Annotated in this window: 12 protein-coding genes; all 12 read left to right on the forward strand. The window is 48.1% G+C overall.

Annotation, left to right across the window (positions count from 1 at the left end; genetic code table 11):
* Positions 1–92 precede the first annotated feature (92 nt).
* On the forward strand, positions 93–1160 hold the full coding sequence (locus tag ABD014_RS05580) for an AI-2E family transporter (protein WP_343858528.1): 1068 nt from the start codon (positions 93–95) through the stop codon (positions 1158–1160).
* Positions 1161–1807: 647 nt separating this feature from the next.
* Entirely contained in the window at positions 1808–4432 is a 2625-nt protein-coding gene (alaS, locus tag ABD014_RS05585; protein ID WP_343858531.1) for an alanine--tRNA ligase, read from the forward strand.
* A 127-nt stretch (positions 4433–4559) separates the two neighbouring features.
* Complete coding sequence (locus ABD014_RS05590) at positions 4560–4820, forward strand: IreB family regulatory phosphoprotein (RefSeq protein WP_309155146.1); 261 nt, start codon at positions 4560–4562, stop codon at positions 4818–4820.
* Positions 4821–4828: 8 nt separating this feature from the next.
* Positions 4829–5245: a Holliday junction resolvase RuvX gene (gene ruvX, locus ABD014_RS05595; protein WP_343858536.1), complete on the forward strand. Its 417-nt coding sequence runs from the start codon at positions 4829–4831 to the stop codon at positions 5243–5245.
* 11 nt (positions 5246–5256) lie between these two features.
* Positions 5257–5577 (forward strand): DUF1292 domain-containing protein, encoded by a 321-nt coding sequence (locus ABD014_RS05600; protein WP_127002048.1) that lies wholly within the window; start codon positions 5257–5259, stop codon positions 5575–5577.
* Entirely contained in the window at positions 5570–5872 is a 303-nt protein-coding gene (locus ABD014_RS05605; RefSeq protein WP_343858541.1) for a DUF1292 domain-containing protein, read from the forward strand. Before ABD014_RS05600 ends, ABD014_RS05605 begins: the two co-directional genes overlap by 8 nt.
* A gap of 107 nt (positions 5873–5979) precedes the next feature.
* A complete protein-coding gene (gene mltG, locus ABD014_RS05610) occupies positions 5980–7032 on the forward strand; it encodes an endolytic transglycosylase MltG (protein ID WP_343858544.1) in 1053 nt (350 codons plus the stop codon).
* A gap of 14 nt (positions 7033–7046) precedes the next feature.
* Complete coding sequence (locus tag ABD014_RS05615; protein WP_343858547.1) at positions 7047–7982, forward strand: peptidase U32 family protein; 936 nt, start codon at positions 7047–7049, stop codon at positions 7980–7982.
* Between the two features lie 54 nt (positions 7983–8036).
* Positions 8037–9371, forward strand: coding sequence for a peptidase U32 family protein (locus ABD014_RS05620; RefSeq protein ID WP_343858551.1), 1335 nt, complete (start codon positions 8037–8039; stop codon positions 9369–9371).
* A gap of 250 nt (positions 9372–9621) precedes the next feature.
* The gene (locus ABD014_RS05625; protein WP_343858554.1) at positions 9622–11772 is read left to right on the forward strand and encodes a methyl-accepting chemotaxis protein; all 2151 of its coding nucleotides are present in this window, start codon (positions 9622–9624) and stop codon (positions 11770–11772) included.
* 152 nt (positions 11773–11924) lie between these two features.
* Positions 11925–13724 carry a peptidoglycan D,D-transpeptidase FtsI family protein gene (locus ABD014_RS05630; protein WP_343858558.1) on the forward strand — a complete coding sequence of 600 codons (1800 nt, stop codon included), beginning with the start codon at positions 11925–11927 and terminating at the stop codon, positions 13722–13724.
* A 141-nt stretch (positions 13725–13865) separates the two neighbouring features.
* A complete protein-coding gene (locus tag ABD014_RS05635) occupies positions 13866–15275 on the forward strand; it encodes a polysaccharide deacetylase family protein (RefSeq protein WP_343858561.1) in 1410 nt (469 codons plus the stop codon).
* Positions 15276–15284 lie beyond the last annotated feature (9 nt).

Consider the following 15284-nt stretch of genomic DNA (forward strand, 5'->3'; position numbering starts at 1 on the left):
GAGAAGGGCTTTTTGCATGTCGGCGATTATTTTTCCACGCCTTCGCATATACTTTCCATAGCTGGTCCATATACAGGGAGGAATGAGAGACAATGGAGCCGTTCCTAAAGAGCAAGCTATTCCGTTATGGAGTCTGGCTGCTGCTGGGGCTCATTATTTTATATTTTATTTGGCAGCTTCGTCCGATGTTTGCTGTCATTTACGGATTCCTGAAAGCAATCTTTGCCCCGTTCGTGATCGCCATGATTATCTCCTATGTACTTAATCCGGTTGTAAAAATGCTTGGCGGGCGTAAGGTACCAAGGACGATGGCGGTGCTGCTCATTTATGCGGTGTTTCTGACGAGTCTATCGGTTATTTTAATGAATGTTATCCCAATGTTTGTAGAACAGCTTGAGGAATTAGGTGAACATTTGCCGCAGCTTACCATGCATACACAGCAATTTATGAACCGCTTTGATAACAGCATCCTTCCGGGAAGCATTCGCATGGGAATGAACAACTGGTTCTTCCAGGTCGAACAACGGATGGCCACGGCAATCTCTGATTTTCTTAACAATATTGGCACGACATTGAACATTGTCTTCAACGTGTTCATCATCCCTTTCCTCATCTTCTATATCCTCAAAGACTTCGATACATTCGAGCGTATGATTCTGCAGTACCTTCCCCGAACACATCGCAAATCGATCGTCTCGTTACTGAAGGAGATTGACGAAGCGTTGGGGAATTATATACGCGGACAACTGCTCGTCTGCGTCATTATCGGTGTGCTGGCTTATATTGGCTATATGATCATCGGCATGCCATTCGCTCTCTTGCTGGCGGGTGTCGTTGCTGTATGCAATATCATTCCATATCTAGGCCCTTTTCTTGGGGCTGCTCCAGCCATGCTGATGGCACTGACGATTTCCTGGAAAATGGCGCTGTTTGTCCTGCTCGTTAATATGCTGTGCCAGACAATCGAGAGCAATATTATCTCGCCACAGGTGGTGGGCCGAACGTTACATTTGCACCCGATGTTGATCATTTTCGCTCTACTGGTCGGTGGTGAGATCGCGGGCGTTCCCGGGCTTATTGTTGCGGTTCCCATGTTCGCGGTTGGCAAGGTGATTCTACAACATTTCTATACTTACTATGTACGTCGGAAGACGGTATAAAGTGATATGCGTTGTCGTAACAGTACAGGGATAGATACTACAAAAGCGAAGGATCACCGAATATCTTCGTGCTGCAGCATCTTGGTAGTAACAACGTGGCAGCTGCTTGGATAGGGTTTTCGTTCGCTTTTTAGGTGCATTGACACTGTGCATATTGCCCTATATACTAAAAATATTATGTTCGAAAAGTATGACTTAAAGCTATTGGGGGAAAGCCTCAGTTATAGCAGCAAAGCGATGATGAAATGGAGTACATTCGCAAACGGATTTTTGCAGAGAAGGGTTTCTTCATATCCGATGGTCTGTATAGACATAACAAGGTATGATGGCTGAGAAAACCCGAAATACGGGCGGATGGAAAGCTGATTTCTGAGTGTGAGTTCAAAATCACCGGCAGGTCCCCGTTATCGGACTGACAAGGCGATCGCTAGAATCCGGATGACGGAAGGTGACTTTGGAGCATGTTCCATAGGAAACTTCAGCCGGCACTTTTCCAGCGATAACCAGGGTGGTACCGCGATTAAATCGTCCCTGAATTTCAGAGGACGTTTTTTTGTTTTTTAAATTGTCACAAAGATTCACAATTATTTACAACTTAGTGTAGCAAACGTGCTTGACCAAACGTTAATAATTAGGGGGAGTATTCAATGAAAGCAAGTGAAATTCGTTCCAAGTGGCTGGAGTTTTTTGCCAGCAAAGGGCATAAAATTGAACCGAGCGCTTCGCTCGTACCGCATAACGATCCATCCCTGCTTTGGATCAATGCCGGTATGGCACCGCTCAAGCCTTATTTTGATGGCCGGGTGAAGCCGGAGAATCCGCGCCTGACGAATTCGCAGAAATGTATCCGTACCAATGATATTGAGAATGTAGGTAAGACGCGTCGGCACCATACTTTCTTCGAAATGCTGGGCAACTTCTCCATCGGGGATTATTTCAAGGAGGAGGCGATCACTTGGGCTTGGGAATTCCTGACCGGCAAAGAGTGGATTGGCTTCGATCCGGAGCGCCTGTCTGTAACTGTATATCCTGAAGATGAAGAAGCTTTCAAGCTTTGGAATGAGAAGGTAGGCCTGCCGGCTGAACGGATCATCAAGCTGGAGGATAACTTCTGGGATATCGGCGAAGGTCCATGCGGGCCTTGTACAGAAATTTTCTATGATCGCGGCGAAGCGTATGGAGATGCTTCTGATCCGGAAATGTATCCGGGGGGAGAGAACGAACGCTATCTTGAAGTATGGAACCTGGTATTTTCGCAATTCAATCACAATAAGGACGGCAGCTATACACCGCTCCCTAACAAGAACATCGATACCGGTGCAGGCCTGGAGCGCTTTGCTTCAATTCTGCAAGATGTGAATTCCAACTTCGATACGGATCTGTTCCAGCCGCTGATTCAGAAGACGGCCAAGCTGGCTAATGTGAAGTATGGGGAGAAAGAAGAACTGGATGTAGCGTTCAAAGTCATTGCTGACCATATTCGTACGGTTGCGTTCGCTGTGTCCGATGGCGTGCTTCCTTCTAATGAAGGCCGGGGGTATGTCATCCGCCGTTTGCTGCGCCGTGCGGTTCGCTATGGGAAGATGCTCGGCCTGGACAAGCCGTTCATGTACACATTGGTGGAAACTGTTGGTGAAGTGATGGGCAGCTACTATCCAGATGTCGTAGAGAAACGTGAATTTATCGAGAAGGTCGTTCATAACGAAGAAGAACGCTTCCATGAGACGCTGACTGAAGGCTTGGCTATTTTGGCAGAGATGAGTGCAAAGGCCAAAGCAGCAGGTCAAACGGTGATTAGTGGGGCCGATGCCTTTAAACTCTACGATACTTATGGATTCCCGCTTGATTTGACGGAAGACTTTGCGCTTGAGCATGGTCTAAATGTAGACCGCGAGGGCTTCGAAGCTGCGATGGAGGAACAGCGTGAGCGTGCGCGTTCAGCTCGTCATGATGGAGCCAGCATGAAGATTCAGGGCGGAGTCCTCTCTGATTTAACGACTAAATCAGAGTTCATTGGATATAATGAGCTTAATGTTACTACTAAAATTGTGGCGATCGTGTCTGAGAATGCATTTGTTGATGTGCTGTCCGCAGGGCAGACAGGCCAGATCATTCTAGAGAAGACGCCTTTCTATGCGGAGAGCGGCGGACAGGTCAGCGACCAGGGGATCATCTCCGATGCTTCCTCGCTTGCTGAGGTTACCGGATTGTTCAAGGCTCCGCGTGGTCAGCATGTGCATCAAGTGACCGTACTGTCCGGCGAACTGCGTACCGGTGCGGAAGTGAAGGCGGAAGTAAGTGGCGAGATGCGCCGCGACATCGTGAAGAACCATACGGCTACGCACTTGCTGCACAAAGCGTTGAAAGAGACGCTTGGCGAGCACGTTAATCAAGCAGGTTCTTTGGTAGAGCCGCAGCGTCTGCGTTTCGACTTCTCACACCTGGGCAGTATCTCTGCGGAGGAGCTTGTGGTAATAGAACGCCGTGTGAATGAGCAGATCTGGAATGCACTCGCTATCGTCACTCAGCAAATGCCAATTGACGAAGCGAAGGCATTAGGAGCCATGGCGCTGTTCGGCGAGAAATATGGCGATGTCGTCCGTGTCGTTAAAGCAGGGGACTACAGCCTCGAGTTGTGCGGAGGATGTCATGTGAACAACACGGCCGAGATTGGCCTGTTCAAGCTGATCAGCGAGAGTGGAATTGGCTCGGGCGTACGAAGAATCGAGGCAGTAACCGGTCGCGGAGCTTATCAGTTCATGGAAGAGCAGCTTGATCTTCTGAAGCAGGCTGGTGGATTGCTCAAAGCGAACATCGCCGATGTTCCAAAGCGGGTTGAGGCACTGCAGCATCAATTGAAAGAGCTGGAGCGTGAGAATGAATCGTTGCAAGGCAAGCTTAGCTCGATCGAAGCCGGATCACTGACTAGCCAGGTCGTGACCATTGGCGAGACGAAGCTGTTGGCCGCTCGCGTCGATGCAGGAAGCATGGATGCGCTGCGCACCTTGGCGGATGAGCTGAAGGGCAAGCTCCCTGATGCTGTTCTAGTTCTTGGGGCGCCTGCACAAGATAAAGTGAATTTTGTCGTCGTAGTTCCGCAGTCGGGAGTGAAGCGAGGGCTGCACGCTGGCAAATTGGTCAAGGAAGTCGCTGCGGTATGCGGCGGTGGCGGTGGCGGCCGCCCGGATATGGCCCAAGCTGGCGGCAAGGATGCTTCCAAACTGGAGGAAGCCCTGAAGGTAGCAGAAGAATGGATCGCTTCCCAGGCATAAAGACCTGAGATTCTGGAAGCTTTTTATTCAGTGAATGTTTCCTTATGGAGCCCGTGATATGATATAGTAAGATTAGATCAAGACGATTTAAGCAGATGGTGGATGTCTGAGGAAGCGAGGTGTCGTCATGGACTCCATGGATAAAACCGTCAAGTTCAATGTAACAGGAGATGAGCAGCAAGCGTCGGCAGAAGATATTCTTCTTGCGGTGTATGATGCGCTTCAGGAGAAGGATTATAATCCGATTAACCAGATTGTCGGGTATTTGCTATCGGGTGATCCGGCTTATATACCACGGCATAACAACGCAAGAAGCTTGGTTCGCAAGAAGGAGCGCGACGAGCTGATTGAGGAACTGGTGAGATACTATCTGGCTGGTCATCGTTAGGAGAAGTTATGAAAATTCTAGGTCTTGATTACGGGGATGCACGAATCGGAGTCGCGATTAGCGATGAGCTCGGATGGACGGCCCAAGGACTTGAAGTCATTGAACGCCGCAAGGCAGGGGCGGAGCTGATGCGGATTGCTGAGCTGGTTAGCCAGCATGAAGTGGAAGAGGTCGTGGTCGGGCTTCCGAAGAATATGAATGGTACGATTGGCCCCCGTGGTGAAATATGCAAGGACTTTGCGGATCAACTGCATGAAATGCTGCAGGTGCCTGTGCACTTGTGGGATGAGCGTCTGACTACGGTCTCAGCACATCGAACGCTGATCGAGGCAGATGTGAGCAGGAAGAAACGAAAAGGGGTCGTGGACAAAATGGCCGCGAGCTTGATTTTGCAAAATTATTTGGACTCTAAGAGTAAAAAGTGAGGGTGATCGCTATGTCTAAAGATCGTATTGGCTATGAAGAAGAACCGGAAATTATTTATATTCCCAACGAAGAGGGGAATGAAGAAGAATTCGAAGTAATTATGAAGTTCGAAGTTGACGGTTCCGACGCCAAATATATGATGGTCGTTCCTTTGGATTCCGAGGATCATGATGATGATGAAGAGAGCGAAGAAGTATATGCCTTCCGCTACGAGGAAGACGGCGATGACCTGAAACTGTACACAATCGAGAGCGATGAAGAATGGGAGATCGTTGAAGAGACATTCAATACCCTGGTTGATGAATTCGACGGGGAGGACAACGATGACTGATTTTTCAGCGGAGAAGGTAGTGTGGACGTCACGGGTGCGTGACGCTTACGGTACCATTGTCGAGCTTCAAGATGAACAGGGCAAGGCTTCCTACTATACTGTCGAGAATGAATTTGACGTAGCGGGAGCATCTTATGCCGCTTTGCGCCCTGAACAAGACTCTTCCGTAGAAGAGCCCGAATTGTTCAAGATTGTTCAGTCCTCGGATGGGGAGTTAGAGCTTGTTACCATCGAAGATGATGACGAATGGGAGAATGTATCTGAGCTATACGGTGAACTTACGTTCCCTGAATGAGTTCTACAGGGCTTCTCTTGAATACGATCGATTGTGTTATCTGATGAGCTAATATAAATCGGCATAAGGGCGGGAATCCCGCTCTTTTTGCTGTAAAGGAGTGGGCTATGAAGACAGCGTTGAAATGGTTCCTCGCATTTATTCTGATTATTATTATTGCAGCGGGAGCGGGCGGTGCCTATATTTATTACGGCATACAGCCAGTAAAAGCTTCGGAAGAAGCGGTGAGGGTTACGATTGAACCTGGAATGCGGACGAGCGGCATAGCTGATACCCTGGAGCAGGAAGGACTTATCAAGAATGCGTTCTTGTTCAAATCGTATTTAAAGTTGAAATCCGAGGGTAGCCGTTTTCAGGCGGGTACTTATGATATAAATCCCGGAGCGGGTTATGATGAGATAATCACCAAGCTGAACAGTGGGGATGTTGTCAAAGCTGAGATGATCCGCTTCACCATACCGGAGGGGTATACTGTCAAGCAGATGGCGGAGACCTTATCCGAGCAGGGATTCGTTAATGAGGATACTTTCCTGAAGTTGGCCAAGTCTCCTATTGGCATCGACAGTCAGCTGCTGGCTGATATTCCAGATCGTGCGGAGATGAAATTCAGACTGGAAGGATACTTATTCCCGGAAACCTATGAATTGAAGAAGGGCAGCAACGAGCAGGAGATTATCAACCGGATGTTCACGGAGACAGATCAACGTCTGCACAAAATTGCTGATTTTGAGCAAAAGATGAAGAAGAGCGGACTCAGTCTGAATGAAATTATGACGGTTGCATCTCTTGTGGAGCGTGAGGTCGTTGTCGATTCGGAACGCAGCCTGGTAGCTGGCGTCATCTATAATCGACTTGCTAAAAACATGAAGCTAGAGATTGATGCCACGGTCCAATATCTATTAGACAAACCTAAAGAACGCCTAATGAATTCGGACTTAAGAAAAGTAGACAGTCCATATAATACTTATTTGTATGAAGGACTTCCGCCAGGGCCGATCGCAGCGCCAAGCCTGAAATCCATCGAGGCCGCGCTCGCGCCGGAAGCTTCGGAGTATCTGTTCTATGTGACGAAGAAGGATGGCAGCGGCGAGCATCTATTTGCCAAGACGTATAAAGAGCATTTAAAGAATATTGAGAAGAGCAAGGCAACAGCTAAATAACCGAGGTGTATAGAATGGGTAACAAACCGGAACTGCTTGTTCCCGCAGGCTCCCTTGCGGAGCTGCAGGCATATCTTGATTGTGGAGCTGATGCATTCCTCATTGGCGAGGATAAATTTGGCATGCGCCTGCCAGGTAATTTTACCCCGGCCGAAATTGCTGAAGCAGTCAGGATTGCCCATGAACGCGGGGCTAAAATATATGTATGTATCAACATTTTGATGAGTAATGAGCTGCTCAAGGATCTACCCGATTATGTGAAGCAGCTTGGGGCTGCCGGGGTGGATGGCGTCCAATTTGGTGACCCGTCGGTACTGCAGACGGTGAAGGAGTTAGCACCAGAATTGAAGCTGCATTGGAATGCTGAAATGACTTCGACCAATTACATGACGGCGAACTATTGGGGCAGCAAAGGGGCCAGCCGTGTTGTGCTGGCTCGTGAGCTGAATATGGACGAGATTACGGAAATGCAGCCGCATTTGCAAATCGAATCTGAGGTACAAGTACATGGGATGACAAATATTTACCATTCCAAACGTAGTCTGGTTCGCAGCTACATGGCACATCAGGGCCGAGTGATTGGCGAGAATGAATCCGTAGGAATGGAACGAGGACTGTTCTTGATTGAGGCTGAGCGCCAGGATGAGAAATTCCCGATCTATGAGGATCGTAATGGAACACATATTATGAGCTCCGACGATATTTGTATTCTGGAAGATCTTCATATGCTGCTGGGCGCTGGAGTGAACAGCTTGAAGATCGAGACGCTTTTTAAGCCGATAAGCTATAATGAGACGGTTATCCGTGTCTATCGTCAAGCGATTGACACTTATTTCGCCGATCCGGAAGCCTATGAATTTGAGGATGCCTGGATTGAGAAAATTCGTGTGGTTCAGGACCCTGAGCGCGAGTTGTCTTTTGGGTTCTTCTATAAAGAACAAGTATATTAATTTAAGAAGTACATGTAATTTAATGATTATAAATTTCTAGAGGTGAACAAATAAATGCAAACTGCGGAGAAACATATACGTAAATATACCGGCAAGCGATACCGTTTGGAGAAGCCAGAGCTGCTGGCTCCGGCAGGGAACCTCGAGAAATTGAAATTTGCAGTCCACTATGGAGCAGATGCGGTTTACATCGGGGGACAAAAATACGGTCTTCGCTCAGGTGCCGACAATTTCAGTCTGGAGGAAATGCGGGAGGGCGTCGAATTTGCCAAGAAATATGGAGCCAAAGTATTCGTGGCTACAAATATATATGCACACAACGAGGATTTGGCAGGGATTGAGGCTTATTTGCGCGACCTGCACTCTGTTGGGATTGCGGCTATTATCGCCGCTGACCCGATTATTGTTGATACGGCACGCCGTCTTGTGCCAGAGCTGGAGGTGCATCTTAGCACCCAGCAATCGACAGTGAATTGGCAGGCCGTGAAGTTCTGGAAGGATGAAGGTCTACCACGTGTAGTCCTGGGACGGGAGACAAGCCTGGAGGAGATCGAAGAGATCAAGCAGCATGTAGATGTTGAGATCGAAGCTTTTATTCACGGAGCGATGTGTTCCTCTTATTCCGGCCGCTGTGTGCTGTCCAATCATTTCACAGACCGCGACTCCAACCGGGGCGGGTGCTGTCAATCCTGCCGCTGGAAATACGATCTGTTCGAGGATGCCAGGCCGGTCGAAACCTGGATTTCTGAAGAAGAGGCAAAGGAAAGTTCTGTATTGCGTCAGTTCCAGCTAGGTGTGAATCAATTGCCATTATTCAATGAAGGCGACAATGCCTTCACGATGGGATCCAAGGATTTGTGTATGATTGAGCATATTCCTGATTTGATTGATGCTGGCGTGGACAGCTTCAAGATTGAAGGTCGTATGAAGTCAATCCACTATGTTGCTACGGTTGTTAACGTGTATCGTCAGGCGATCGATTCTTATATGGCTGAACCAGACAATTATGTTCTCAAACCGGAATGGCTGGAGGAAATTCAGAAGGCGGCTAATCGCCCGGTTAATACTGGCTTCTTCTACGATATTCCCGATCACGAGGATCATATTTATGAACCGGAAGAGAAGGCAATGCCTTATGATTTTGCAGGTCTTGTCATGGACTACGATCACGCTACAGGAATTGCTGTAATTCAGCAGCGTAATCATTTTAAACCGGGTCATGAAATTGAATTCTTCGGTCCGAATGGAACCTTCTTTAAGCAGACGGTAGGCAAGATCTGGGACGAAGAGGGCAATGAACTCGATGCCGCTCGTCATCCACTGCAAAGAATCAAGATGAAGGTGGATCATCCTGTATCTTATTTTGACATGATGCGTAAGAAGAAATAGACAAATTGCGACTTGGCAATTGAAATTAGGGCTTTTCGCTTATAGGACGAAAGGCCCTTTTTTGCGTTATATGAGAAAATTCAACAGATTCTACTAAAAAATACCCCCTTATTATACCGATACATATAGGAGTATGACATCGTTTGTCGAATAGACTAAGTATGAAAACGATGTTGGCTGCTAGCAATAGAGGGGTGACCTCTAGCCTAGTTTCACGGCATACAACTATTATGAGCGGTGGGTGATTGACATGGGTCTGGTTCCGAAGAAGGAGGGCCAAACAGCTGACAGCAAGAACAAACAGAAGAAACAAACTAAATCAAGTGGGGAAAAGAAGTTTATTTCAAGTTGGAGAGACAAAGTTTCAGATCATCTTCCAACACAAATAAATCCTTCTAAATCTGTAGGCGTTCGTCTGTTTCTGATTTTCTTCGTGGCGATCATGTTCTTCGTATTATCTATCGGTATATTGTCCTATCAAATGGCGAAGTCGACGATACAGAATAATGCGGAAAATTCCAACCTGCAAACGATAGTACAAACTTCTCAGAAGTTGGATATTATTTTGCAGAAGTACGAAGAGAATCTCCAACAGACATTCCTAGACAATGAGATGCAGAAGGCGATTATGAATGCTTCTCTTATGGGCGTGTCTGAGTACGACCGTTTTACAACCATTAACGATATTAGGAACCGATTGAATTCTCTTGTCTATTCAAGCAAAGGCGTGGAAGCGGTCTATATGATGAGTGTGGACGGCAGCTTGGATGATATTTCAACCGGCAGCTCCAGCCAATCATTCTTCGAAGCAGCACGCAAGGAACCTTGGTACGATGAAATGTCTAAGACTGTAGGCACACGTTGGATCAAAGTGCCGGAGAAGAGCAATGGCAAATCGACAGTACGATTGGTTCGTTCATTATCGAGCGTTACGACTTCCAAGCGGTTCGTTCTCGTACAAGACCTGAATGTTGAAGTGCTGGAGAACTACTTGAAGGAAATTAATTTAGGGGACAACTCGAAGCTGCAGATCGTCGGAACCGATAATGTTGTTGTCGGTTCGTCGTTAGAAGGGGAATCAGGAGAACCCACAGAGTATGATTTGTCCAAAGCTGAAGGCAAAAAAGGAGGCATTCGTATCAGTGATGCGAATGAGAATTCCGTACTGGCTGTCTATAACAATTTTACAGCTGCCGACTGGAAGTTGATCGGTACAGTTAGCACTGCTGAACTAGTGAAGGATGCCAAAGGAATTTTGTTAGCAACATACATAGCGGCTGCTGTCGTTGCCTTGATTACAATCTTGATCGCTATGTGGATGGTTAGAATGATTGCTCATCCATTGGCACAGTTGAAGAACTTGATGGAAGAAGGCTCCAGGGGTAACCTGAATGTACGCCTGAAGACGAAGTCTCAGGATGAGATTGGTCAATTGACAAACAGCTTCAATGTGATGATGGAGCAGATTACCGAGCTCGTAAAGCAGACGAACCATTCTGCGAAGGATGTTCTGGACACAGCAACCGAATTGACTCAGGCTTCCAACAAGACAGCCATCTCTGCCAAAGAGATCGCTATTGCAACAGATGAGATCGCTAACGGAGCTACCAGTCTGGCTAACGAAGCTGAACGCGGCAATGAGCTTACAGAGAACATTTCCAGACAGATGGAACAGGTTGTACAGTCGAACAAGCAGATGGAGATCGCTGCTCATCAGGTAGAGAAGTCGAGTCAGCAAGGTACCGTATATCTGAACGGGCTTCTTGCTCAAACGAACTCTACCGTGGATATTGTTAATTCGTTGACTGAGAAGGTAGACGCTCTAAAATCGAGTACATCTTCTGTAATGAAGGTGCTGGAAGTTATGCAGAATATTACGCAGCAGACGAATATTTTGTCCCTGAATGCGACGATTGAAGCGGCTCGGGCCGGCGCAGCTGGACGCGGCTTCATGGTCGTAGCCGATGAGATCCGTCAGCTGGCAGATCAGTCCCGTCAATCGATTACGATGGTTGGGGAGATCACAGACAATATCCAGCAGGAAATGAATGAGACGGTACAAGCATTGTCGGATGCAAGTCCGTTGTTCCAGCAGCAGATTAATTCTGTGAAGGAGACAAGTCAGATCTTCGTATCTGTGCAAGAGCAGATGGAAGGCTTCGTGAAGCAAATTGAGATGGTCACGGCTTCGATCGACGATCTGAATGAATCGCAGAACGTTCTGTCAGAAGCAATGAGTAACGTCAGCGCGGTTGCTCAGCAATCTTCGGCAACCTCCGAAGAGGTTGCTTCGCTTAGCAGTGAGCAGCAGACGGTAAGCGATCAGCTCGTGCAGCTCTCCGGCAAGCTGGAGAATGTCTCGAACGGCTTGAAGGAATCGCTGTCCAAATTTACAGTTTAAATAGTGTATATAGGAGCTGTCCCAGGAGTAGATCATACTTTTGGGGCAGTTTTTTTGCTGTAATCATACGGGTCTTGCTTGTTCCTTCTTCCCATGTGTTAACATCCCTCTCCAGGGAAATAATGAAGCAGTAAGGAAAAAGGGGGATGTACATGTCATTAGCACGGAAAAGACGCATATTTTATATTCTATTAGTGTTTAGTATTTTTTTTGCTGTATATACGCTGAGGATTGCCTGGATTCAGACTCATGCTGCGCTCGTCGCAGTGACATCTTCAGGGAAAACGATAAATGAATTGGCTGTACGTCAACGTGAGCAAGGAATCGAGCTTGATCCCGGAAGGGGGAATTTCTTCGATCGATATGGCCGGCAATTGACCGGGATTACAACCTGGTCACCAGTTCTGTTCCCTGTCAAGAAGCTGCCTGCACAGAAGGATCTGACACGTATCGCCGCTTCTCTAGGGGTATCTGAGAGCGAGCTAAGGAGCAAATGGGCGAACCTTGAGGTGCCTTATATTTGGTCTGAGTCCGGTAGCCATTATGGGGTGTTGAATCATTCATCCGTGATCAGGGAGCAACCATTTGCTCAATTAGAAGGGGTAGAGGTGCTTCCTCATGTCGTACGCTATCAATCCGGTCAGAACGGACAGCAATGGCTCGGTTACGTGGCCCAGCGGCCTGATGTAATCCAGCAGATTCGAGGCAGCAGGAAGCAGAGTGAGCAAATCCCACTGACAATGCAAGTAGGGGCGGCGGGACTTGAAAAGACGTTCGACAGATTCCTGCGCGGTGCTGGCAGTACAAGGGTATATTACGCGGTAGATGGGAAGCGGGAGCCCTTCCCGGATATAGGTACCCGGGTTAAGGGACCAGAGGAACGCTTTCATCCGCTGCAGATCAGAACGACGATTGATATCATGCTTCAGCAGAAATTAGAAGCGCTTACGGAACAGCTGGACGTGAAGGAGGGGGCTGTAGTCGTCCTTGATGTGGAGAACGGCGATGTACTAGCGATGGTCTCAAGACCGTTCTTCGATCCCAATCATATTGAGTTGGCCGGGGGCAGCTGGAGCAATCGCGCCCTGAAAGCTGTTCCGCCCGGTTCTATTTTCAAGACTGTCATCGCTGCGGCAGCGTTGGAGAGTGGAGTCACAAAGCCGGGCGAAGTGTTCCATTGCTCGGGGCAGTATGGAAAGTACGGATTAGCCTGTTGGAAGAAAGGCGGACATGGCGATATTACGTTGGAACAGGGTTACGCCCATTCTTGCAACATCGTGTTTGCGACATTGGGAGAACGCTTGTCGCCTGGCAGCATTGAGCTTGCTGCGGCAAAGCTCGGCCTCGGCCACAAGGTTGGCTGGCATGAGGAGAAATTTATGGGCGGTGATGATCTTTGGCAATTCGACCATGAGGAAGCGGGGGCAGTTTTTCACGGTAACTCCCTAGTTGATGGTGGGGTTCTGGCCCAGACGGCCATCGGGCAGCGCGATGTTCTGGTTACTCCACTGCAGGCAGCAAATATGGTGGTGACGCTGCTCCATCAAGGGCGGGTTACATCACCACGGTTGGTCAGCGAGATCCGCTTCCGGGATGGTTCTCTGCTCACGAATATGCCAGAGCACCAAGCGGTTACAAAGGCTGGGCAAGTATCGCCTCGCACGGCTGCTCTGCTGCTGTCCTGGATGAATGAAGTTGTCGAATCGGGAACGGGGAGATCGCTTAGACAAGCAGATTGGCATTTGGCTGGCAAGTCCGGTACAGCACAGGTCGTAAAAGCAGGTAAAAAATACAATCACCAATGGTTCATTGGATATGGTCCCGTGGAGAAGCCTAAATATGCGGTAAGCGTGCTTGTGCAGAACAAGCCGGAAGGATCGGAGCATCAAGCGACCGCTTTGTTCAGACGTACGATGGATCTTCTCGCCGCCTACAGGCCGGAGCAGATCTGATACATTTTCAAATTTTAAAAAATGCGCCTCATTGTGCTTAGTATGTGCTAAAATAGTTAGGATGCTATTCAATATGTACGAGTGAACTACCTCTATATGTGCGTGGAAAAGCTAAGATCAGAGAGAAGTGGGGAAAGCGACATGGAGACTTTGCTGATATGGCTGTTTTACATTTCATCGTTGTATGCTTTTATACCAGGGCTGATCACGCGTCTGTTTGGTTATCGTGTCTTCAAGCATGGTTCGAGCAAGGATGAATTTGCCCTTACCTTTGATGATGGTCCGGATCATTATTATACTCCTCAGCTCCTCGATTTGCTTAAGCGTTATGATGCCAAGGCTACTTTCTTTGTCGTTGGTTCCAATGCAGAGAGAAATCCTGAGCTGATCAGACGGATGCATGAAGATGGGCATTTGATCGGAATCCATAATTATGTTCATAAGACGAATTGGCTGATGGGTCCAGGTGCCGTGAAGAAGCAAATTCAGAAGACGAATAAGATCATCCACGAGGTTACGGGCAAAGATACACATTTCTATAGACCGCCGTGGGGGATTGTGAATTTGTTCGACTTTGCTAACCGAAGCGATGTCCAGATCGTGCTCTGGTCGGCAATGTTCAGCGATTGGCGCAAGCGCATCGGAGCTGAACGCTTAGCGAAGCGGATGATGAAGAAGCTCGGCGGAGGCGAAGTATTTCTGCTGCATGATTGCGGAGCTACACTGGGGGCCGACAATGAGGCTCCAAGGGAAATGCTGATAGCACTGGAGCGAGTGCTGGAGGAAGCGCAGAAGCGAGGCTTGCGCAGTGTTCGGATCGACCACTTGATGGAGACTGACAGTAAGCTGAAGCATAGTAAGGCAGAAGCGAAGGCTGCAGATAGTGCCCGCTCATTAAGTTGGTGGAAGCGATCGGTTGTGGCTTTATGGCTCCTCTGGGAGAAGCTGTTCCATCTTATGTTCCAGCTGCATACGGCGAATGAACAGGACCCGATTTTTTATTTTCGAAGCCGTCCTTATCACGGTCAGTCCGTTGAATTGACGGATGGAACGATGCTCCAACCCGGCGACGAGGTGCTGGAGCTGCATTTCGATAATAGGAAGTTGTTCCAGATGGGGATGAAGTCGAAATCTACAGTTCACTTGGCCATTCAGATGATCAGGCAGGTCGAGAAGGCACTGCCCGAGATTGCCCAGTACTTGGTCGATCATCCTGAACTCCATAATGTTAAGGCGCTGTATGGGGTAACGATGATTAACCGCGGACCAGAGAAATTCGGCTTTACGGTTACGGATTTGCCGAAGGGGTTCTTTGCTAGTTCTTCGCGAATTTATTTGAAGTTCCTGATGAGAGTGATCCACCCGGATGGAGGGACTAGATTGAAGCAGGCACCAGAGCTATTGGTGCCAAAGTTGATTCTGATGCCAATAGATCAATTACTGAAAAATTATCTCAACGATGGTTCTCATCACCGGATTAAGCGTGACAGGCTCGTCGAGGAGGAAGAAGAGACGGTAATCAGCTCCACCCTTCCTGCCGGTAATCGGTAATTATTTATT

The organism is Paenibacillus motobuensis (assembly GCF_039521865.1).
GTDB classification, from domain to species: domain Bacteria; phylum Bacillota; class Bacilli; order Paenibacillales; family Paenibacillaceae; genus Fontibacillus; species Fontibacillus motobuensis.

Excerpts from the sequence above, each read along its gene's own strand:
- ABD014_RS05580 (WP_343858528.1), top strand. The coding sequence starts at position 93 with ATGGAGCCGTTCCTAAAGAGCAAGCTATTCCGTTATGGAGTCTGGCTG.
- alaS (WP_343858531.1), top strand. The coding sequence starts at position 1,808 with ATGAAAGCAAGTGAAATTCGTTCCAAGTGGCTGGAGTTTTTTGCCAGC.
- ABD014_RS05590 (WP_309155146.1), top strand. The coding sequence starts at position 4,560 with ATGGACTCCATGGATAAAACCGTCAAGTTCAATGTAACAGGAGATGAG.
- ruvX (WP_343858536.1), top strand. The coding sequence starts at position 4,829 with ATGAAAATTCTAGGTCTTGATTACGGGGATGCACGAATCGGAGTCGCG.
- ABD014_RS05600 (WP_127002048.1), top strand. The coding sequence starts at position 5,257 with ATGTCTAAAGATCGTATTGGCTATGAAGAAGAACCGGAAATTATTTAT.
- ABD014_RS05605 (WP_343858541.1), top strand. The coding sequence starts at position 5,570 with ATGACTGATTTTTCAGCGGAGAAGGTAGTGTGGACGTCACGGGTGCGT.
- mltG (WP_343858544.1), top strand. The coding sequence starts at position 5,980 with ATGAAGACAGCGTTGAAATGGTTCCTCGCATTTATTCTGATTATTATT.
- ABD014_RS05615 (WP_343858547.1), top strand. The coding sequence starts at position 7,047 with ATGGGTAACAAACCGGAACTGCTTGTTCCCGCAGGCTCCCTTGCGGAG.
- ABD014_RS05620 (WP_343858551.1), top strand. The coding sequence starts at position 8,037 with ATGCAAACTGCGGAGAAACATATACGTAAATATACCGGCAAGCGATAC.
- ABD014_RS05625 (WP_343858554.1), top strand. The coding sequence starts at position 9,622 with ATGGGTCTGGTTCCGAAGAAGGAGGGCCAAACAGCTGACAGCAAGAAC.
- ABD014_RS05630 (WP_343858558.1), top strand. The coding sequence starts at position 11,925 with ATGTCATTAGCACGGAAAAGACGCATATTTTATATTCTATTAGTGTTT.
- ABD014_RS05635 (WP_343858561.1), top strand. The coding sequence starts at position 13,866 with ATGGAGACTTTGCTGATATGGCTGTTTTACATTTCATCGTTGTATGCT.